Raw genomic sequence first — 21795 nt, forward strand, 5'->3', positions numbered from 1 at the left:
TCATTGAGGGGGCCCTTCAAATAGCTACCGAACGACTGAGGTAGCTGCGACATGGAGGTCAAGTATGGGAGTATTATCTTCGCTGCGAACTGGTGTGTCCGGTTTGAGCGCACAAGGTGAAGCCTTAGGGGTGATTGGTGATAACATTGCCAACGCCAACACCACGGGCTTTAAGGCGAGTCGAGCCGAATTTCAAGACATCATAGCCAAAAGTTTAAAAGGGATTCTTGGTGGAAACCAAATAGGTCGCGGTGTTAAAATTGGTGCCGTAAACCCAGTGATGATTCAAGGTAACGTGGACTCAACAGAAAAGACTACGGATTTAGCGATTTCTGGTGATGGATACTTCGTGGTTCACGGGTCAGATGGTCGATCCTATACACGGGATGGCTCGTTCCACTTTGATAAAGAAGGGTACCTTGTTACTAACGACGATCAAAAAGTGATGGGCTTTCTTGCCGATGAAAGAGGAAATGTTCAAAACCGTCTTTCTGAGGTAAAGTTTCCGCGGGCATTAATTCCTGCTAAAGCCACCACAAAAATCAATATCGACATGAACTTAGACTCACGAATTCAAGAGTTTAAGACGTTCGACGTAAAAGATCCGTATTCAACATCCGATTATTCTACAGCCATTGAAATGTACGACTCCCAGGGCAATAAGCATTTGCTGACCATGTTCTTTAATAAAACGGCTGACCGAAACTGGGTGTATCGCGGTATGGTTGACGGAAAAGAAGTCACCACAGGAAATCCAGATCAACTGGCAGAAGTGGTCAGAGGCCGACTGATCTTCACTACAGATGGTAAATTGGATCAGGAGATCACGGAACTATCAGCTTTTAACTTTAAAGGTGGAGCACTTCAGAATCAGCAAATCAAAGTTGATTTTGGTAATTCAGTAACCACGGATAAAGGCGATGGTCTTGACGGAACGAAACAATACGGTAAGACATCAGACCTTATCAGCTGGTATCAAGATGGTTCATCTGCGGGTACGATCACAAACCTTTCGTTCAACGACGAGGGTGTGTTGTCGGCACTTTACAGCAATGGTCAGACTCAGGATTTGGCCCAGATTGCACTGGCTAAATTTGAAAACCCTGAAGCTCTGTTTAAAGTGGGTAATAACCGCTTTAAGCAATCAAGAAGTTCAGGGCCTGCTGCAGTGGGTGTGGCTAACCGAGCCGGTAAAGGCAAGCTTTATGCAAAGTCTTTGGAGCGATCCACTGTTGACCTGGCATTAGAGTTTGTGAACCTGATGCAGAACCAAAGAAACTTCCAGGCCAACGCCAAGACCATTACCACAACGGATGAGTTGTTGGCAGAGATCATCAACCTTAAGCGATAATCTTAAGGGCTAAATTGACCTTCTATGGGCCCGGTGGCTGAGCTGCCGGGCTTTTTTAATGGGATAAGATGCGGGTCAGCTCTAGCAGCTCGTTACTGAGTACTCGTTTTTTAGTCATGCAATCCTCAAGCGGAGACATGATGACTTGATCGTGATGGGTGCCGACCATGATCCCTGATTTCCCCGCCATTAACGCGTTAACAGCCGCTGAGCCAAGGCGGCTAGCTAGAATTCGGTCATTCGCCGTGGGGCTTCCGCCACGTTGAATATGACCAAGGATACAGACTTTGGCATCAAAACCAGAGTGCTTTCTTATAACATCTGCCAAATCGTAGGCACGACCGGGTTTTTGCCCCTCAGCCGCAATTAAAATGCTGCTCGATTTGCCACGAGTCATTCCCCGTTTGATGTGCTCGATCACTTTCGGAATATTTTGCGGCATCTCTGGGACGAAGACCTGTTCGGCACCGCCGGCCAAGCCCACAGCAGCAGCGATAAAACCTGAATCTCGACCCATCACCTCAACAATGAAAAGCCGACTATGGCTGGCCGCTGTGTCGCGAATTCGGTCAATGGCTTCAAGTGCGGTATTGATGGCCGTATCAAACCCGATGCTATTGTCAGTGCCAAAGATATCATTATCGATGGTTCCCGGAATGGCTACAATGGGGATGCCATGCTCAGAGTTAAGAAGGTGGGCGCCTTTGAAAGACCCATCGCCGCCGATGCACACAAGAGCATCGATGTTATTGGCTTTTAGATTATCGGATGCAATTTTTCGATTATCGGCAGTTCTAAATTCGGGGCACCGCCCAGATTTCAAAATAGTGCCGCCTCGTTGGATGATATTGGCCACAGACCCAAGGTCTAGTATTTGGAGTTGTCCACTAATCAGGCCTGAGTACCCCTCAAGGACGCCGTCGACCTGAAGGCCTTGATAAATGGCGGATCGGACCACAGACCGTATGGCTGCATTCATGCCCGGGGCATCGCCCCCACTGGTGTAAACCGCAATTCTTTTTAATTTTTGAGAGGTCATGTTGGCTTTGTTCTATCGCAGGTTAAAAAAAAGGCCAATTCAAAATGAACTGGCCTTATTCGTTGGCTCAGCGAGGAGCAACGAAGCTCGAGACTAAGCTCGATATTATCGCACCATGTTTTTAAATTCAGTACCAGGACGGAACTTTGGGTGCCATGCAGCTGGTATTTTAATAGCTTTACCAGTTTGTGGGTTACGGCCAGTGCGGGCTTTGCGCTTAGTTTTTGTGAACGTGCCGAAACCAACAAGTTTCACTTCGTCACCTTTTTTAACTGATTTGCGGATGACGTCGATAGTAGTATCGAGCCAACGCTCAGTTTCTGCCTTAGTGGCGCCAGTTTCTTTCGCAACTCTTTCAATAAGTTCTGCTTTATTCATGAGGTTCCTCCGTTGGAATTCCTGGTTGTTTTAGTTCTGCGATAACTGAAATTGAATAGGCGAAAGCCTTTCGCGTCAACGGAAAAAATAATGTGTGCTATAATTTTGCCGAATTAGTGCAATATCCGTCGCTGTTTTTCGTTTTCTTCGTTGACATCGGCCCGTGATGGGCCCTCTTCTGCGGGAATTAAGTATTTTTCCTCAGCCCATTCGCCGAGGTCAATCAACTGACATCGCTCAGAGCAAAAGGGCCGGTATTTATTTTCCGGCCCATATTCGGTGTCTTTACCACATTGGGGACATTTAACTATTTTTGCCATCAAGTCCGATTTTTGGACTCATTTAATTATCGTGTCAAGATACCGCGAGCAAATTCTGTGTTGTTGTATCGCAGTATTGCTCGATGATCGCCAGCAACGTCGGGGGCCCCTTCAATGATGATCGTAAACTTGTCGTTGTAGGCTTTGCCCCACTGAAGCGCATTGACTTGCATAGCAAAGCAACTTTCTTCGCTACAACCGGCTTCACTTACAGTCTTATAGAACGTGCCTTGGATCGGCTGTAAACCGCGAACATCTACGATGGGTTGGACGGGGCCATAATAGTACTGTGGATATCGAACCGATTTTGCTTCTAACTGTACAACTCCATGAGTGCCTGCATCAGCAATGGAGGTTTCAGATAGTCCTACATAGACATTCAACTCATTAGCGAATTCTGAACAGCTGATTTGCCCTGTTAAAAATTCCCATACTCCATCATCGTTCGTGCAAAACTGACCATAGTCTTCAAGCAAATTTTCATAAGCGGCGAAATTCGTAATTTCAAAACTTTTGCCACCCAATGTGAGTTTTACGTTATAGCCGATAAACTGCGAATTGTAGTTATTCGTAACAGTGGTGCCACCATTGTTATTATTTGAACCACCGCCAGAACCACCACTATCACCACAGCCAACAAGGCTGAATGTGCCGGCAAAAAGGGCTACCATAATTACAGCTGCTGCATGTTTGAACATTGTCTCTCTCCTTAATATTCAAAACACAGAGGGATTAGGGTCACAACCACCAGCGGGCAGGACCCCCCTCTCGTCGAAGACAAAGTTCACATCCCGTGCCGGCCAAATCAAAATAAATGGGCTCTCATCCCGGGGAACACAACCCTTGAGGTCAAAAAGCGACGAAAATCGGCCCCGCTGTCTAAAAGGTATCCCTTTCCTTTTTGCGTTGCACAGCAACGCAAAAAGGAAAGGGATACCTTTTCAGTATTGGAGAGGTGAGTTATGAAAGTGATTAAAGTGATTAAAGACGAAAAACTTGATGTAGCTTATGTCAAACTCCGTCGTGGCAAAATAGAAAAAACGGTTGAACTTCGACCAGGGCTGCTTTTTGACCTCGACAAAAAGGGTGATGTGGCAGGTATTGAAGTGATGTCACTAGAAAAGCTAGCGCCAATGCTAAAAAGTATGAAAGGTATCCCTTTCCTTTTTGCGTTGCCACATGTCAAGTTCAATTGGTCGACCGCTCTTATCACGGCAGAGCTTAAATTCTCGCTTATTTAGTCCCTTTTTAATGGCGATATCTAACTCGTCCGATTGGGCTTGGTTCACCCAATCCAAATCGAGTTCAATAAGATCTTTTTCGGTGTCGAAAAAATCAGTGAGGTACCAAGGCTTGCCATTAAACGATGTGGATAGGGAAGAGTATCTATATTGCTCCGCCCGCCTGCAGATTCCAGCCTTCACCGGGTTTAGACATACATATTTAAGGGCATTCCAATAGTAGAGTTCATTTTCAATAACAGACCACTTGTATTTGCCGCCATAAAAATGGTTGATTTTGCCCATTGCACTGTTGGCGGATCGAGAAATTTCACGGTGGAGATACCTCATGGCAGAGTCAATGTTGCTGTTTGGGGTGTCTAGAATAAGATGGTGATGATTGCCCATCAAAACAAAGCAATGAAATCGGCAGCCAAATCGGTCGTGCACCTTTTCTAGGGTACCTAAATAGATATCCCAAAGCCTATCTAACTCTAAGTCGAACATCTCCTGGTTATTGGAGCGATTATAAATATGGTAAGGAAACTGATCGGTTCTAATTGTGTTTTTTCGTGGCATGGGGCCATACAAGAGCAAGGTAGATGCCAATGTCTAATGCTTTCTAAAAGAGTTTCGCATCCGAAGATGTCCGGAGTACTCTTATACTCCGGACATCATCACCGGCACTCCGCAACGCAAAAAGGAAAGGGATACCTTTTCATCCCGGGATACCTTTTCAGGGTTGCTTCATTTTATAGAGGCGCCTTGCGGCTTCGATCAATAGGCCTAGGCTGATCAGTGAGGAAATGCTCCATCCTAGGAGTTCGGTGCCTCTGGGGTCGGCGCGAAATGCTTCCATAAACATTCGGTTAAGGGCATGCAGCATAATCCAAAACAGAAACACACCGCCGCTTTTAAGCCATCGCGGGCGACGGCGTTCGATTTGGAGGAGAAAAATAGCAATACCCAGCTCTATAAGAGCTGCGTACAATTGAGTGGGGTGACGGAGACCCTCAAGGTGGGGAAATTGCACTCCCCAGGGCCAATGGCAAATTTCGCCATAACAGCAGCCATTAAAAAAGCAGCCCAAACGCCCCAGTGCATAACCGCCCGCTGCCACTGGCGCCATGAGATCGGCCCATTGACCGACGTTTTCCTTGCGCCAATTTGTATACAATAATCCAGCAAAAAAGGCGGAGATAGCGCCCCCGTAATAAACAAAGCCCCCTTGCCAAACCTTCAATACCGCCAATGGATTTTGGAGGTAATATATGGGCTCCTCATAGACAACATGAAATAGTCTGGCTCCGATAAAACCAAACACCATAATTACCAGGCACAAATCCAAAGCAAAAGAGGACGAAAGCTCGCTTTTTTTTGTCCTATATAGGACCCAAAATAACGCCAAAGAAAAAGCACTGCTAATAATCAAAAGATATGTGGGAAGGATTATCTGATCGGTGACAACTATCATCGGAAACAAGCCGCACTCCCCCCTGATGTGAAATAGTCGAAGCAGCTGTTAATGTTGCCTAGGCTTTGGCCTGGCTTTGAGCTTGTTGAGCCTTCTTTTTGGCCTTTTCTTCTTGGCCTTCTTTGTACATAAGGTACATGAGTATGCCAATGCCTACAACAATAGTGGAGTCGGCCACATTAAATGCCGGCCAGGCGTATTTATTTTTAATGTGAAAATCCAGGTAATCCACCACAAAACCCAGGCGAATACGGTCGATGTAATTGCCAATAGCACCGCCAAATACGCCGGAGAGTGCGTAGATTTGAATCTTATCATGGTCAGGAACAGTGCGAAGAATAAACAGGATGATCAAACACGCAATGGGCGGCATCGACATAAAAAAGATGGTACGGAAGATCTCATGACTATCTTTAAAGATCCCAAAGGCTGCACCCGTATTGGGAACATAGGTAAGATTGAAAAAATCTTTAATCACCGGAATCGATTCATGAAGTTGAAAATGGGTATGCACATAGAGCTTCACTATCTGGTCGATAGCAATAATAAACCCTGAAATGGCGATCAGCAGAAGGTACTTTCTTTGAATCATTGTAAAGCCTCGACGCATTTAGGGCAAACGCCCGGTAATGAGTCAATCTTACCCAGTTCTTTCGAATAATGCCAACAACGAACGCATTTTTCTCCTTCGACGCGCTGGGCTTCTACATGATTTTTCTCAGCAGAGATAATTTCAAGCTGGGAGACAATAAAAATCTCTCGCAAATACTGTTTGTAGCGCTCGAGCCGCTCAAACCTTGCAGGTTTGGCCGATAAAGTGACTTTTGCGTCCAGGCTAGAGCCGATCACTTTCTCTCGCCTTAGATCCTCTAGGACTTTTGAAATTTCACTTCGGACTTCCAGAATTTCCGGGAAATCTTCTAACACCGCATTGTTCTGCCACTCTGCTCTGGGTTTTGGAAATTCCGTAGTGAAAATACTTCGAGAGGTATCCACACCTGGAATATATTCGTAGGTCTCTTCAGCAAGAAAACTCAATATAGGCGCCATTAAACCAGAAAGGGTGGTGGCCATGGTATGCAAAACAGTTTGCGTGGCACGGCGTTCTCGCCCATCAGCTTTCCATGTGTAAAGACGATCTTTTATGATATCAAGATAGGTGGCCGAGAGCTCAACGGTGAAATAATTGTTGAGTGCGTGGTACACCTTGTAAAAGTCGTAGTTGTCATAGGAAGCTGTCACTGTTTTTATAAGCTCATTCAGTCGAAGCAGCGCCCATTGGTCAAGGGGCGGCATTTCGGCAAAGGCCACCTGATCTTTAACAGGATCAAAATCGTTGATGTTGCCCAAGAGAAAGCGAAGAGTGTTTCGAATTCGTCGATAGGTTTCAGTCACGCGGGTGAAAATCTCAGGGCCGGCACTGACATCTTGACCGTAGTCTTCGTAGGCCACCCAAAGCCGAAGAATTTCTGCCCCTGATTTTTTAAAAACATCCGCCGGGTCAACCACGTTGCCCTTACTCTTGCTCATCTTATAGCCTTGAGCATCGTTCACAAACCCATGCGTGATTAAAGCTTTAAAAGGCGGGGCATCGTAAGCCGCCACCGAAGAGAGTAAACTCGTCTGAAACCAGCCACGGTGTTGGTCACTGCCCTCAAGATAAATATCAGCTGGAAAATCCAACTCCGTTCGTTGTTTTTGCACAGCTGTGTGGCAAACGCCACTGTCAAACCATACGTCAAGAATATCCATGCCTCGGCGAAACTGTTTTTCACCGCAGGAAGCACAAGCTTCATCGCCGACAAAGGTGGCAATGTCTTCATCGTGATAGGCCTCAATACCTTTCTGCGAGGACTCCATGGCATCGGCCACTCGGTGCATGATTTTGGAAGAGACCAAAGCTTCATCACATTTTTCACAGTAAAAAACGGGAATCGGTACGCCCCAAATTCTTTGTCGACTCAAGCACCAATCAGGAGCGTGGCTGAGCATGGCTTGCAACCGTTGCTTTCCCCACGCCGGAAAAAACTCGATGGTTTCATCTACATAACCTAGTGCTTTATTTCGCAAGCTGAACTTTTTATCGTCCATACGAATAAACCACTGGGGAGTGGAGCGAAAAATAAGCGGCGTTTTAGAGCGTGGATTATGGGGATAGCTATGCACAATGTCTTTGTGAGCCAACAAGTGGTTTGATTTTTTTAAGTCTTCCACAATAGTTTTGTTGGCATCCCAAATGGACTGTCCCTCATATTGTGGGACATCTTTTGTGTAGCGTCCGGCCGGATCTACAGGACTGTGAACGGGGAGCTGATACTTCAACCCCACAACATAGTCTTCAAGTCCATGCCCAGGCGCCGTGTGCACACAGCCGGTTCCCGCTTCGAGTGTAACGTGATCGCCGAGAATGATTTGTGACTCTCTATCCATGAACGGGTGTTGGGCTGAGAGTCCCTCTAAGGAGTCACCCTTTAGAGGTTGCACAAGTTTTAGTGTAAGTCCGGTGTCTTTTTCCACGTTTTCTTTAAGATCCGTGGCAACTATGAGGTACTCCGCTCCCGCATCAAATACGCCATATTCAAACTGTCCATTCAAAGCAATGGCATAGTTGGCAGGTAAGGTCCACGGAGTGGTTGTCCAAATCACAAAGGCCACTGGTTTATCCCCGGGCAAAGAGGCGCTCTCTGGAGCATTTAAATAAAATTTGACATAAATGGATGGGCTTGTGTGGTCATGGTATTCCACCTCGGCCGCAGCTAAGGCTGTTTGTAGAGCCGGGCACCAGTAAACGGGCTTTTCGCCACGATATAAAATTCCATTGTCGAGAATTTTCGCCAAAACGCGGACCTCGGCGGCTTCGTATTCGGCATTCAATGTTAAATAGGGGTTTTCCCAGTCAGCAAACACTCCCAGTCGTTGAAACTGCGATCGCTGTTGCTCCACCCAGTGCAAGGCTTCCTTGCGACAAAGATCTCGTACTTGTTTGTCGGAGAGTTCTTTTCTCTTTGGTCCGAGCTTTTTAGTGACTTTTAATTCAATGGGCAGGCCATGACAGTCCCAACCGGGTACAAAAGCCGCCTGATAGCCCTGCATGTTTTTGTATTTAATAACAATGTCTTTAAGAACCTTGTTGAGCACATGACCCACATGGATATTTCCATTGGCGTAGGGTGGTCCATCGGGCATGACAAACTTCGGGCGCCCGGCATTTCGATCAAGCATTTTTTCATAGGTGTTTTGGTCTTCCCATTTCTTTAGTCGCTCAGGCTCTGTCTGAGGTAAATTGCCCTTCATGGGGAAGGCAGTATTTGGAAGGTTGAGGGTGTCTTTGTAGTTGGGGGTGTTGTCGGCGGCCACTGAAATCCTCTGTGGTAAAAGTCGGCAAAATCAAGCCTAGAAGCTATTCAGTTGCTGTGGGGCTGTCAAGTCTGCCTCAGGGGCTTTCATCAGGCGGGAGTATGCTTTTTAGGCTGTTAAAGCCTTGGGCAATCAGCATACGAATAGCTTCGGTTTCTGAGCTGAGGTTAAAGGCACTTTGAACCTTTTGAATGGCTGTTGTCGTTCGTTGATCGAAGTTAAAAGCACTGGCAGGTACAGGGGAGGATGCCGTTTTTTTAGGTGGCACTGGGGCGGGTACTTCACTGCGTGTTGACCTTGGAGGTTCAAAGTAACTCTCAGGCTTTGGCGAAGTGAGCTGCTGGGGTGGTGGCATGGCGGCTGTTGTCTGTGAGGGCTTTGTTGAAAAGGTGGAGGGCTTTTCGTCAACAAAGGCCGGGCGCGAGGGAATCCCCGTCCCCTGTTCTAAATCAGATGCTGAGGACCGTTGGGCCAAGCCCGCAAGATGTTGGCTAGAAAATCGCTCCAAGCCCTCAGCGAGCCCCTTCAGCTCTGTTTTAAATGCGGCTGAACTGGCAAGGTCTGACGTGAAATCACTCTGCATCGAAAGACGAGTTTGCAGATTGGCGCCTCGTTTAGATTGTAAGTAAAGGCCCACAAGATTGTCGGCCGAAGTGGCCAGTTCGCGCACAGATGGAGGTTGGCCCTTCAGCCATTCGTAGGCATCGGCCAGCACTTCTCGGGTATAGGCTTGAGGCGGTAAGGTTGTATTAGCCATGAGGCGAAAAAAATTACTAACAGATCACAAATACATCAATACAAATGCGCCGAGCGAGAGGGTATTTTTATAGGGGTAGTGTGTCATTCGCTGAGGTAAACGAGGCACGGCACATAAACGCGCGTTATATCAATCCATTAAAAAGACCAAAGTCAAAATAATGGTTGACTTGGTCTGCGCCACTTTTCGTTTTTAGACTTTCAAATGCGATTTATTGATCCGCGTAATCACGAGCCACGATTCCATATTTTTCAATCTTTCTAAGCAGTGTCTTTTTTGGAATGTTCGCATGCAGAGCGGTTTGATTAATTCGACCCTTAAACATCTTAAGGGCCTTCACAATAAATTCCCGTTCAAAGGCTTCTTTGTGGCGGTTGAAGTCCAAATTGTCGGTTTTTATCTGCACCAGATCCTCGGTTTCGCTTCCAGAAATAGGGGCCGTTGCAGCGTCACCATCGCCGTCGCTGTCTTCTGCCGAGGATGGCTTAAGATTTACAGCTGTGGGGCTTATGCCCGTCGCTGACAAGAATGATTCAGGAAGCGAACTTAAGTTAATTTGTGGACTGTCTTCTAAAATGAAAGCGTGTTCTATGACGTTTTCAAGTTCACGAATATTTCCGGGCCAATCATACTTTTTAAAACAAGCTAGTGCCTCTGGGGATAGGCCAGTGATTTTTTTATCATGTCGATCATTAAATCGTTTTATAAACATCCCTACTAATTGATCCAAATCACCTTTGCGCTCCTTAAGGGGCGGCAAAAATATGGGCATGACATTGAGGCGATAGTACAAATCTTCTCGAAAATCATTTTTTTGGATCATATCTTCTAAGGGACGATTTGTAGCCGCAATGATTCGCACATTTGTTTCTATTTCGCGGTTTGACCCTACTGGTGTAAAGACCCGCTCCTGCAACACACGCAGCAGTTTAACTTGCATCAATTGAGGCATGTCGCCCACTTCATCCAAAAATAGGGTGCCACCTTCGGCAAATTGAAATTTACCGATCTTACGTTGATCAGCACCGGTAAAAGCACCCTTTTCATGGCCGAACAGTTCACTTTCAAACAAATTTTCTGGTATGGCCGAGCAGTTAATAGCTACAAATTTTCCGGTTCTCTGTGCCGAGTTCATATGAATGGCGCGGGCCACGAGTTCTTTCCCGGTTCCCGAGGCTCCACGAATGAGTACGGGAGTTTGAACTTTCGAAAGTTTATTAATGATGTGAAACATTTTTTTCATCTGAGCCGTGTTACCAATAATTTTTCGCCCAGACTCCATAGTTAAAACAGGAGAAGAAAGGGCCACGTCAGAAATTAAACTGTGCGTGCGGAGGGCCTGGTCGACCATGTCCACAAGCTCGTCACCCTTAATGGGCTTTGAAACGTAGTCAAAGGCTCCTTCTTTAACGGCCTTGACCGCGTCATCAATGCGGGCATAGGCCGTCATGATTATGACTATTATTGACGGATCATGTTCTTTGATTTTTTGAAGTGCCTGCAAGCCATTCATGCGAGGCATATCCACATCCATCAACACCATATTATAATCATCGCTGGACTGAATTTTCTCTAGCGCGTTAACCCCATCAAAGGCCTCATACACCTCGAACTGGCCAGCCCCATTAAGGGCTTTTTTTACTGATAATCTAAGGCCAGCATCGTCATCGACGACTAAAACTTTTAACATGACTCCTCCTAAGATAAGTCCGTTGGCAATGACACGGTAAATGTTGAGCCATGCTGGGGCTCGCTTTCAACAGAAATAGTACCGTGGTGCAAATTTACAAAATAATTAGACAAATAGAGTCCAAGACCTGAACCTTTTATAGGTGAAATCTGAGCATCTTTGCTTCTATAAAATTTCATAAAAATATTTTCTTGTTCTTCTTTCGGAATTCCAACTCCCTGGTCAGCGACTTGGACTAACACTTGGCCCCCCATTTCTTCGGTGCTAATCAATATTTTTGATTCTTCAGGGCTATATTTGATGGCATTTTCAAGCAGGTTTGTAAACACTTGTCTTAACAGATCCTCATCCACTTTGATGCTAAATAGAGGCTCAAATTCAGTAATGATTCCTATGTTTTTCTTTTTTGCTAGGTAGTCGAGTTTTTCAATAATTGTTTTTAGTAAAGTGTTGATGTCCTTGCTTTTTAGCTGCAGGCGAATTTCCTTACTTTCGATACGGCTTAAGTTAAGTATAGAGCCAATAAACTCGTTCAACTCATCGGTGGATTTTTGAATGGTGTAAAGGGCTTCGCGCTGACTGTCGCTAACGGGCTGGGAATCCGTCATGACCATATGGGCCATGCCCTGTATGCGGGCGATGGGTGTTTTAAGGTCATGTGACATCATCTGCAAAAAATTGCTCTTAAGTTCTTCCACTTGTGTGAGTAAGGCATTCTTCTGGTAGTACTCCCAGCTTTTTCTATTTTCTATAATCAAACGGTAAGGAATAAAAAAGTAGTAACATACAAAAATAGCAATCAGGGGGTGGGTCATACCTAACCAAACGCCGGCGCTTGCAAATAACAAGTGCGACACGCCAATGAATATGGCCAGAGTGATGCCGAGAATAAGTAGTCCCTTTGCCGGTCGAAGCATTAAAACCACCATCACGGTGAGAAGAGAAATTAAGGCCGTAACTAAGAAATTAACCCACGCAGGCGGCAAAATAGGGGCTCGATTAAGAATGAATGTGTCAAGAACGTTGGCGTGATATTCAGCCAGACTCATGGCCGTCACATCACGCGAAAAGGGAGTAGTAATATAATCGTTAGCTTCTGCTTTAGTGTCTCGCCCAATCAGAACAATTTTATCGCGAAATCGGTCAGCGGGAATTTCATCATTCATCACAGAGAGAAAGCTTGCGGCTCGATAGGTTCCAGTGGGGCGAAAATCCACATAGGCCTGAGTGGTTCTCTTAAATTTAAATAGTCCGCCGTAGTCATCGGGCTGCAAGCCATTTACCGACGACGCCAGCGCGGCGTTCAGCACGGGTTCACCCAAAAATGAAAAAATCGCCCGGCGGGTCACGCCATCGTAGGCAAAGCTTCGATCATCACTTGTTTTTGGGGAAGACACCACTTTAAATCCATCGAGCGGGTACGGCAGTCGGTATTGGTCGGCTAATTCATCCTCCAGCAACATGGGATGGGCCATATAGACAGAAAACTCTTCAGCTACAGTTGTTAACTCTGCCAACTCCAAATCACTGCCGTGAATTTGACTGGGATCAACGACGTAAACCACGGCCCGCGGCTGGGCTTTGAAAAGTTTTGTTAGCAGCTTTCTGTGATCTTTGGCGTCGGGAATTCGCTCTAGGAGTCGCTGAGTGTGTTGGTCGATATTAATAATTTCAACGTCACCAGAGACGGGTGACGTGGGTTTAAGGCGAACTCTAAAGTCGTAAGTCAGCGCCTCGATGTTATCTACGCGAATTTGCGTTAATAACGCCGCAATTCCCAAAGCCAGGCCCACACGCAAAGCGTGCGGCAGCCATGGTTTTATGGTTTTGACAAACGACATTAAAGTTTTATTCATGCAAATCTCTTAAAGTTCAGGACATGCATGTTCAGCAACGGCATTTTGACGAAGCTGAGCGCGAGCACTGAGGTCTTTGTCTTTTTTCTTCGGAGTTTCTTTTATCTCAGGCTTTTCAGTTTTGATTTTCTTAACATGCTTCATTGTTTGTTCCTTTCGTTAAGGTCTTTAAATAATAATCAATGGCAGTGGCTGCCAAAAATCGAGATCGATTGCAAAAGTGGGGGTCTTTACCATGTTTGTCGCCAGTTTTGGTACGGTTGACAAACATACATCCGCCGCCACACAAATGTTTAGCCCAGCAGCTGTCACAGTGATTGAGTTCTATCAACGAGGGCGAGTAATGCTCAAGGGCCTTCTGGTCAATATGGTCAATCACACCCACGCGATCTTTGGCGTCGTTCATAAACCAGTTGCAGACGTGCAAGTCGCCCTTGGTGTCGGTTTGCAATAGAGACTTGCCAGCACCACAATAATTATGAGTTCTGGTTTTGGTCTCAAGCCGGGATAAGGGTCTTTTAAATTGATCAATGCGAACCAGCCCCATGAGGCCCTCTTCAGCAAAAGCGTGTTCGGCCACAGCCCGCATGCCTTCAACATAGCGGGGGCTAAAGGTCTCATCTTCATCGGAGGCCGCGTAGTTCAGATTCATACTGTCAAACTGAAAGGGCTGCAAAAATTGGTATGAACTCAGTACGTCGGTGTTGTGAGATCCAAAAACACTATTTACATGCAGGCCTCGAAGCCGATGGCGAACCTTTTGAATTTCCTTAAGGCCGTCAAGAATCAATTGGGTGGAGCTGCCACCTGTTTTCAACCGCCGAACTTTATCATTGGTTTCTGCAGATGCATCAAGGCTTATGGTCACGTTACAGTGAAGCTGCGCTAAAAGCTCCACATTTTCTGGAGAGAGCAGCGTCCCGTTGGTGACGATTGAAAATTGCAGTTTGATATTTCGTCCGGCCACTAAGAGTTGCGCAAAATGAGAGATTTCCCGAATCAGTTTCGGATAGAGTAGCGGCTCACCGCCCAAAAATCGAATTTCAAAAGACTCGTGGGCGGGGAGGTCGCCTAAAAGTCGACTGAGCTGACGGAAGACTTTGGTTGTATCAGCTTTCGGCACTCGAGCGCCGTAGGTGCCGTCACCATCAGCACCGCAATAGCTACACTTTAAGTTGCACACTTGTGCTATGTTAATTGAAAAGGCCCGAATACCTTTTGGAGTCTTAAGATCCTCAGTCTCGTTGCCAATTTCTTGGCTCCACTCATCGAGCTCATTTAGCGCTTCAGAGTTGGTTTCAGCAGCCATAGCTTGCCAAGCCTCTTGATCCAGTTCAGCCACGTCCAAGTTAAGGCGATGAAACCCCCAAATACGATGGGGTTCTGACTGAATGGCCAGAATGTTTTTGTATCGCCGAATTTCCATCAACGCTCCTCTATGATCAGGCAATAGAGCAAACGGGCTGCCAAGGTGTGGGATTTGTCTAAATGATAATAATTCATGTGATTTCAATGGGTTAACATTATTGTCGATGCGGCCAGGCTGGGCCATTCTGGAACTTTTTACACGACAGTGTCAATACTGGTGTCAATTTGCCCCTAAAGTTTAGTTGGCGGCGGATAAGATCCTGTTTTATTTGTTCTTTTTCTTTTGAGATTCGGCTTTTTCAGCGCGGGCCTTTTGTTCGGCGCTGCGGTCTTTTTTCATATCCCGACGATACACGAGGTAGGCCGTGCGCTGGCCAATTGTTTTTTCATTGTCTTCGTCACCTTCTACAATGGGAGCAGAGACTTTGATAATTAAGATACGGCCTTGGCGAGTCTTCACGCTCACAGTACCTAGGCTATTTGCATCTTCATATTGAAAATCTTCCGAGATTCTGGTTTGAGCATTTGAAAATACGCCCATGATATCCACGGTGCCGGGCTCGGAGACAGCTGCCCCAAGAGTGGTTTTGTTGGCGAGAGCTTTTTCAGCGTCGACCATAAGTTCAATAGATTCACCCACTTCGGTGTTTTTATCGTCGTTGACCAACATTAAAGGGGCTTTAAGGTGCAATCTGTCCAATAAAAAGTCTTCGGCCGTTGCGCTACTGTATTCAACCGACTGATCGTTGAGACCCAAGTTGTCAATTATGACATCATTGTTTTCGTTACGGGCCCGAACGAAGGTTAGGGCCTGTTTTAGAATCTCGTCTTTTGCCACTTCAGCTGTAGTGGTCTCTGAATTTGCGTTTTGCTTCACAAAATGAGTGGCCACATAAGATAGGTAGTAGGTGCCTTTGATGGAGTTATTGTCCCAGCTAATGTTTTCAGAAGGCTTTTTTCCAAGGATTCGGGCCAGTTTTTCTGCCATGTATTCGGGAGTGATCTGTACGGGGGTTTGATAAAGATGGGAGTCCGCTAAGAGCTCATCCATTTCTTGTATAGCCTCAGCCTCGTCTTTTTTCGTGGCCTGAACTGGCGTTTGCCCATCTCGAATAGAAGAACGAATCTGAGTTTTTCCCTTAGTGTCACCACAGCCAGACACGAAAGCCAGCAGAGCTAATGCAACCACGATTGATTTGTAAGAGAAGTTAAACATTTACGTTCCTCCAGATTTCCTGTGGTCCCGCAGGTTCAAGGATCATGCCTCATTCAAACCAAAATTAATAGGAGATGAGCAAAAAGTGGGTGTTGTTTCGGGCCTATTTTCGACGAAAAGAGCCCAAAAGTGTCACCGGATGTTATTAATTTTAAGTGTTGGAATTCGAATAGAACGCGGACTCTTGCAGCGGGATTTTTATTGTAGAGCTGCATTTTTACCCAAGTTTTTTGGTTCAATAATCCTCAACGCTGTTTGCAAGTTGCGATAAGTATCGCCACGTTACAATAGGTGCGAAATTGGCAAGTGTCACAAACCAGAAGTTTGTGGGGAGTGGTCCCCATTTCAGTCTGATTTTAGTGCTGCCAATGAACGAATAGGAACCTCAGTTAAAAGAGCATTGCGGTCTACAGGTGTGGGATTAACCCTTTCAACCCATTTAGTGAGTTGGCCGCGTGTTTTCAATTGAAGTTACCTATATTGTAGCGTATCAATATCGCAAACGGCCGGCGCGGGTACGGTAGGCCGAAAATTGGCACTCAAGTCGATTTCTTTGACAGCTCGTTCACATCAAGGCTCACTTATCGCCAAGAGAAATCAATAGAGGGTGGTACGGCAGCTGCAATAAAGGTCCAGGATGTTTAAATATTATGGAGAGACTATGAAGAGCTTAACGTTTCTTATATTAGGATGTGTTGTTACCGGGACAGTATCTAGCCCGACCTTTGCGGCCTCAGTGTCAAAAAAACAGGATTGTCAGCGACTCATTAAAAAGCAGTACCACGTGGTGGATGCCTACGACGTTTGGTTGAAAAAGCCTGGCATTGAATGGAATGCACCCGTGGCTTTAGAGCGCAATTATTTCGGCGTGATTGAGTCAGGGTATTTGGGCCAGCCGGGATTCGTATGGTCCATAAAGTTAGGGCAGACGAACTCAGGCGTCGATGAAATGTTAAGAGCAGCCAAAGAAATTGTAGAAAATCGGTCCTTTTACAATCGGTTAAATTCCAAGACTGAACTTAGAAGGCTGGTGAAACATTCTCTGTATTCTGTTGAAAATTCGCAGATAAAGGCAAAAGAAACAGTAGACAATGCTGTTCAATATATCGGTGACTCAGAGAAACCCGTCCGCGACAATCGTGTTCGCAACAAAGACAACGTTTACTCTGCACTCGAATGGGCCAACTTTTACTTGGCGATGACGGCAGACAATAGCCTTAAGTGGTTGGATATGAAGGCAATAGAGGCGCTGATCGAAAAAGCGGACACAGATGATGTAGGAAATGCCGTACGCACAATCGTTTATGGTCTGTATTTTAAAACTAACCGAGCCCTTGAAGCTAGCGATGTATTACCAACTGTGGCTTCCATGGTTCCTGGTAAAGAAAATCTTCTTATTTTAAAGGCTGTTTATCAGGCTACAAAATTGCAAACAGAAGACGCGAAGTTAGCCGTATTAGAAGCAATATGGAATACCTATTTTCATAACACTTACCCAACAGTTCAATATCCTCGACCAAAGCTGACAACCGAGCAGGGCGAGGAGCTGTCATTGGAACAGTACATTCTTTATATAAGCGGAAAGCCTTACTTGTCGGAAACAGCGGAAATTCAGAGTATGGTGAACAATTTTGGCTATAGATCTTGGAGTGAGATTTTCCGGATTGTAGACTAATGGACCACTTCATCTTGGTTTTGCGGAAGTGATGACCGGGTTTCCCCAATGACCCCAGGGAGGGAGCCGCCGCAAAAAGCTTCGGACATGCGTTCGGCAGCGGCGCTCACTTTGTGAGCACCGCACCAATCCGAACTTGTTTTTGCGGCGGCTCCCTCCCTGGGGTCATTGGGGAAAGTGTTTCATTGTTCGGGGTAGGGGCACTGTGGTTTTGGGCTTTTGGAAAGCCTTTGGGTCGGTGGTTGAAGTTTGGTTTGGATACGATAAAAGAGAGTTGTACTTACTAAAAATAGGGGGTTTTTAATGAAATCAGTTTTTCTAGCGTTGTTTCTGCTGTTTGTTGGTCATGTTTCGCTTGCAGAAACACTCGATGCTTCAATTGTGGTTGTTGATATTCCTGATGGTTATCACGTTCGAGTTGCTTCAACTTATTTGGCTACCACAGACCTCGATGAATGCAAACAGGGCCGTTGGGATGATGACGGCAATTATCGATTGGTGCCTATTCGTATTTTCGATGTAGAGGCCAATCAAACCGTCCACAATCACTTTGTGATGAGTGGTCAACGGCCTGGATCGGATTTTAAAGAGAGTGGCAACTGCGAATTCAAACGGTTAAATAGCCATCTGTCGGTATATACGTCGCGTGAACCCTCTTATAACGTGGTCGATGTTATAACTGGTGATGGCGACACGAGCGGTGACGTTCAAGCTGTAACCTGTTGGAAGGCTAATTTGGGCGACCATGGGTCTCAGATTGCCTGTGTGGGTGATGTTGTTTTGAACCCATCGGGCTCGGCTCTGGTAAAAGTGGAAATAGAATAAACAATTTGGTGAATGCCTGCCTCTGAGATTTGGTTTTTTCGAGGCAGGTATTTCATTGAATAGGGCTTTGGTGGCGTCACCTCAGGTAGCGTTTCAGGGGCCCCGAATCCTTCGCCCCACAGCAATTCATCTTGGGTGTTTTAGGTCGCAGGGGGCCATCGAAAACCCTACTGGACCATGGCACCTCGGCCTTGATCGTCCGCCAATTTTCAGATTTTATTTTAATGGAACAATAATATCGAGCTGTAGTGTGGGGCCCATTCGGTCTTGAAGCATGGCCAGTTCGTTTTCATCTAGTTTGCAGGGCTCAAGGCATCTTGCCCGTCCAAAACTGGCATCGATATCGATATCTCGTGCGTCGCCAAAAATAGCCTCAATGGCTCGGGTTTTAAGGTCGCGCCCCGTGCTTTCCCTTAACAGCGACAGGTCAGAGGGGGCCCTGTTAGAGGGAGATGACTTTTTTTCGGACGTTTCAATGTCTCTCAACACCGTGTCCATATCTAAATTGACTTCGCCAGGGTGTGCAACAGCAATGCTTTCTATGTCGGGGTCAATGGATGGGCATTCGTCCACATTTTTATCAATGATTTCGCCTTCTTTGAGAGTGACACGGATTTCAATAAACCCGTGGGAACACGCGTTTGTCTCAGCCCCATATGTATTTGAGTAAAATAGACTGAGTGTTATTAAAAATGTAAGCTTCTTGAACACAAATCACCTCTTATTTGGTCCTACATGACTCCAGTTGGATCCATTACAATTCTTGCGCCAATTTGGGTGCAAATAGAGTGACCTCTAGGAAGAGGGATGGACGTATTGATTATAAGTGGGGTGACAATTGTCGGCCTAAGTTACTGGCCAAAGGTGGGTTCGTTTCCCGTGCGAAAAATGAGGGGAATATCTTGTTTAAGCTCATTTTCTTCGAGATTCGGAACAACCATCTGGAGATCATTGGGAGAGTAAAAATACTGAGTGGTTCCTTCGGGCCATTTGAAATCTTCAGGCGGATACCGAGTGGCATAGCTTTTCATAAACTCAGCCCAAATGGGAAGTGCCCCAGAGGCTCCGGTTAGACCATGAGGAGTATTGTCGTCGTAGCCAACCCAGACGATTGTGAGTACGTAGGGCGTGAAACCCACAAACCAGGCATCGCGCGTGTCACTGGTTGTACCTGTTTTGCCAGCAGCGGGATGTTGAAAACCGCGCCATTGCACACTTCTGGCTGTACCCGTAAGCATTGTTTGTTTGAGCATGCCAACCAGTACTGCAGCCGAGGGAGCCGCCACAGCAGGTTGTGACCGCTCATCATGTTTAAACAGATTTTGTCCAGCCATGGACTCAACACTTGCAATGTAATGAATGGGTTGCCGGTTTCCAAAGTGGGCGATGGTGCTGTAGGCCTGCGCAACCTCCCAGGGGTACAGTTCATAAGCGCCAAGGGTGAGTGCGGGTAAAGGATCAATCGGCGATTGAATACCCAGTCGTCGGGCCACATCAATGATATTGGTAAGGCCAACAGATAACCCGAGCTGAGCCGTGGGTATATTTATAGAATTTTTAAGGGCAAAAAACAGAGGAACGTTGTCGCTATACTCATCTGAGTAGTTTTTAGGGCTCCACGATTGCCCTTCGTATTCATAGGTGAAGGGTTGATTGGGGAGCAAAGTCAGAGGCGTATAGGAGGAGCCCTCAGGCGAGACGCTTTCAAGTGCTGTTAAGTAGACTATGGGTTTCATAATTGAGCCCACTTGTCGGTGAGCATCTAATACTCGGTTGTATTGGGTGGTTTTGTATTTTCGTCCTCCGACGAGAGCAAGAATTCCGTTACTTTTCAAATCCACGCTTACTAAAAGGGCCTCAAGATCTTTGCCCTGGTCTTTGTATTTCGAAAGAGCCTTACTGGCTTCTAGTCGTTCCACTTCTTTCAGCACAGTTGTTTGCGCCACCTCTTGGGCCTGTTGGTTGAGAGTGGTGAACACACGAAGACCTTGATTTTGATCAATTTTCAGTCGCCCCAGTTCTCGTTGCACGGCTTGCACAAAATAGGGGGCTGGGTCGCTGAGTGTTCTCAGGCTCTTTTTCGGCAAAGGGGCCTTGTTGGCCTCTTCAAACTGAGAAGAAGTGATCATGTTGAGCTCAAGCATATCTCCTAATACTTTATTTCGGCGTTTGATTGCGGCATCGGGTTTAGAAAAAGGGTTGTAGCAGCCCGGGCAGTTCACAATTGCTGCAAGCAGTGCGCACTGATCGAGCTCCAGATTTTCTAGTGGTCTATGAAAATAGTGTTCAGAAGCGGCCCCAAAGCCACGAACCTGAAATGGACCATTTTGGCCCATGTAGATCACATTGAGATAATTTTCTAAGATTGTGTCTTTGCTTACGTAGGACTCGAGAATTAAAGCCATAAAGACTTCTTTTATTTTTCTTTTGAAAGTTCTCTCTGGCGTTAGAAAATAGTTTTTAATGAGCTGTTGGGTAATGGTACTGCCCCCTTGGGCGATGCGGCCGCGTAAAATATTGCGAAGGGCAGCTCGAATCATGCCACCAAAACTCACTCCACTGTGTTCTAAAAAGTTTCTATCTTCAATGGCGGTCACCGCCTGCAGACACTGAAGAGGAGTAACATCCACCGACACAATTCGCCGCAAAATCGGTTTGTCGCCGTAAAACTGGGCAAAAAGTTGTGGGGGCAGAGTGATTAATTCATTCTGCTGAAAGGGTTCCCCACTAAACAAATGAGTGACCGTGTCGTTGCCTGTCCAGGCCAACAAGTAGGTCTGAGATTTTCTTTGGGGGCCAAAATCTCGCTTTCGGGTTTTTAGAGCTAGACATGTGGTGACATCAGCGGGCAACGCCACACTGAGATGGCTCTGACAGAAATCAAAGGGCCAGAGCGAAAAATCTTTTTCAAAGAGTTTTTGATCTGGAGATCTTTGCCTGTAGTTCTGCTCACGAAGATAAGCAATTAAACTTTCGATTTGAAGCTTCTGGCCGCCAACAACGGATTCTGGGGCCGAGAAAATTTCAAGAGGAGGGACAAACCAATTGCCCGTCATCCTCTCCTTCATATCTTGGTGAAGGGTGAAAACCCAAATGACAATGGCAACGAGGCACAGAAGCACACCGATAGCAGAATATAAAATATAGGGTTTCCATTTTTGCCAAAACACGATGCATGATGATAGGAAACAACTCACGCAGTGTCAAAGAAGGCCACGCAAATACATTTGAAACCCCATTAGGCGGCAGTGGCCCAAGAAACTTGACTT

At 46.1% G+C, this 21795-nt stretch carries 19 protein-coding genes; 4 read left to right on the top strand and 15 right to left on the bottom strand.

The window, feature by feature from the left end; all coding sequences use genetic code 11:
• The first annotated feature begins 64 nt into the window (after positions 1 to 64).
• Positions 65 to 1351: a flagellar hook protein FlgE gene (locus tag H6626_14050; GenBank protein ID USN47293.1), complete on the top strand. Its 1287-nt coding sequence runs from the start codon at positions 65 to 67 to the stop codon at positions 1349 to 1351.
• A gap of 55 nt (positions 1352 to 1406) precedes the next feature.
• Here H6626_14050 and pfkA read toward each other — a convergent pair whose 3' ends face one another.
• The 4 genes from pfkA to H6626_14070 all read right to left on the bottom strand — a co-directional run bounded on the left by pfkA (position 1407) and on the right by H6626_14070 (position 3786).
• Positions 1407 to 2390 (bottom strand): 6-phosphofructokinase, encoded by a 984-nt coding sequence (gene pfkA, locus H6626_14055; GenBank protein USN47294.1) that lies wholly within the window; start codon positions 2388 to 2390, stop codon positions 1407 to 1409.
• A gap of 105 nt (positions 2391 to 2495) precedes the next feature.
• The gene (locus H6626_14060; GenBank protein ID USN47295.1) at positions 2496 to 2768 is read right to left on the bottom strand and encodes an HU family DNA-binding protein; all 273 of its coding nucleotides are present in this window, start codon (positions 2766 to 2768) and stop codon (positions 2496 to 2498) included.
• Between the two features lie 113 nt (positions 2769 to 2881).
• A complete protein-coding gene (locus tag H6626_14065) occupies positions 2882 to 3088 on the bottom strand; it encodes a DNA gyrase inhibitor YacG (GenBank protein ID USN47296.1) in 207 nt (68 codons plus the stop codon).
• A 26-nt stretch (positions 3089 to 3114) separates the two neighbouring features.
• Positions 3115 to 3786: a hypothetical protein gene (locus H6626_14070; GenBank protein ID USN47297.1), complete on the bottom strand. Its 672-nt coding sequence runs from the start codon at positions 3784 to 3786 to the stop codon at positions 3115 to 3117.
• A gap of 264 nt (positions 3787 to 4050) precedes the next feature.
• On the opposite strand from H6626_14070, the gene H6626_14075 reads away from it, so the two are divergent.
• On the top strand, positions 4051 to 4329 hold the full coding sequence (locus tag H6626_14075) for a DUF2283 domain-containing protein (GenBank protein USN47298.1): 279 nt from the start codon (positions 4051 to 4053) through the stop codon (positions 4327 to 4329).
• On the opposite strand, the gene H6626_14080 is transcribed toward H6626_14075, so the two are convergent.
• The 9 genes from H6626_14080 to H6626_14120 form a co-directional block, all read right to left on the bottom strand.
• Positions 4225 to 4887, bottom strand: a complete 663-nt coding sequence (locus H6626_14080; GenBank protein USN47299.1) for a transposase — start codon at positions 4885 to 4887, stop codon at positions 4225 to 4227. The genes H6626_14075 and H6626_14080 overlap by 105 nt on opposite strands.
• Before the next feature lie 157 nt (positions 4888 to 5044).
• Positions 5045 to 5791 carry a prolipoprotein diacylglyceryl transferase gene (gene lgt, locus H6626_14085; GenBank protein ID USN47300.1) on the bottom strand — a complete coding sequence of 249 codons (747 nt, stop codon included), beginning with the start codon at positions 5789 to 5791 and terminating at the stop codon, positions 5045 to 5047.
• 49 nt (positions 5792 to 5840) lie between these two features.
• Entirely contained in the window at positions 5841 to 6371 is a 531-nt protein-coding gene (lspA, locus tag H6626_14090) for a signal peptidase II (protein USN49046.1), read from the bottom strand.
• Positions 6371 to 9139, bottom strand: coding sequence for an isoleucine--tRNA ligase (ileS, locus tag H6626_14095; protein ID USN47301.1), 2769 nt, complete (start codon positions 9137 to 9139; stop codon positions 6371 to 6373). Before ileS ends, lspA begins: the two co-directional genes overlap by 1 nt.
• 76 nt (positions 9140 to 9215) lie before the next feature.
• Complete coding sequence (locus tag H6626_14100) at positions 9216 to 9896, bottom strand: hypothetical protein (protein ID USN47302.1); 681 nt, start codon at positions 9894 to 9896, stop codon at positions 9216 to 9218.
• 211 nt (positions 9897 to 10107) lie between these two features.
• Complete coding sequence (locus H6626_14105; protein USN47303.1) at positions 10108 to 11586, bottom strand: sigma-54-dependent Fis family transcriptional regulator; 1479 nt, start codon at positions 11584 to 11586, stop codon at positions 10108 to 10110.
• Positions 11587 to 11594: 8 nt separating this feature from the next.
• On the bottom strand, positions 11595 to 13442 hold the full coding sequence (locus tag H6626_14110; GenBank protein ID USN47304.1) for a CHASE2 domain-containing protein: 1848 nt from the start codon (positions 13440 to 13442) through the stop codon (positions 11595 to 11597).
• Positions 13443 to 13572: 130 nt separating this feature from the next.
• A complete protein-coding gene (locus H6626_14115) occupies positions 13573 to 14868 on the bottom strand; it encodes a radical SAM protein (protein USN47305.1) in 1296 nt (431 codons plus the stop codon).
• A gap of 207 nt (positions 14869 to 15075) precedes the next feature.
• Positions 15076 to 16026 carry a hypothetical protein gene (locus H6626_14120; protein ID USN47306.1) on the bottom strand — a complete coding sequence of 317 codons (951 nt, stop codon included), beginning with the start codon at positions 16024 to 16026 and terminating at the stop codon, positions 15076 to 15078.
• Positions 16027 to 16687: 661 nt separating this feature from the next.
• Here H6626_14120 and H6626_14125 point away from each other — a divergent pair.
• Positions 16688 to 17701 carry a hypothetical protein gene (locus tag H6626_14125; protein USN47307.1) on the top strand — a complete coding sequence of 338 codons (1014 nt, stop codon included), beginning with the start codon at positions 16688 to 16690 and terminating at the stop codon, positions 17699 to 17701.
• A gap of 303 nt (positions 17702 to 18004) precedes the next feature.
• The gene (locus tag H6626_14130) at positions 18005 to 18526 is read left to right on the top strand and encodes a hypothetical protein (protein USN47308.1); all 522 of its coding nucleotides are present in this window, start codon (positions 18005 to 18007) and stop codon (positions 18524 to 18526) included.
• 216 nt (positions 18527 to 18742) lie between these two features.
• Here H6626_14130 and H6626_14135 read toward each other — a convergent pair whose 3' ends face one another.
• Both H6626_14135 and H6626_14140 read right to left on the bottom strand, forming a co-directional pair.
• Positions 18743 to 19237 carry a hypothetical protein gene (locus H6626_14135; protein USN47309.1) on the bottom strand — a complete coding sequence of 165 codons (495 nt, stop codon included), beginning with the start codon at positions 19235 to 19237 and terminating at the stop codon, positions 18743 to 18745.
• 140 nt (positions 19238 to 19377) lie between these two features.
• Positions 19378 to 21582, bottom strand: coding sequence for a PBP1A family penicillin-binding protein (locus H6626_14140; GenBank protein USN47310.1), 2205 nt, complete (start codon positions 21580 to 21582; stop codon positions 19378 to 19380).
• Positions 21583 to 21795: the final 213 nt, after the last annotated feature.

The sequence above is a fragment of the Pseudobdellovibrionaceae bacterium genome (assembly GCA_023898385.1).
In the GTDB taxonomy this organism is placed as follows: Bacteria; Bdellovibrionota; Bdellovibrionia; order Bdellovibrionales; family UBA1609.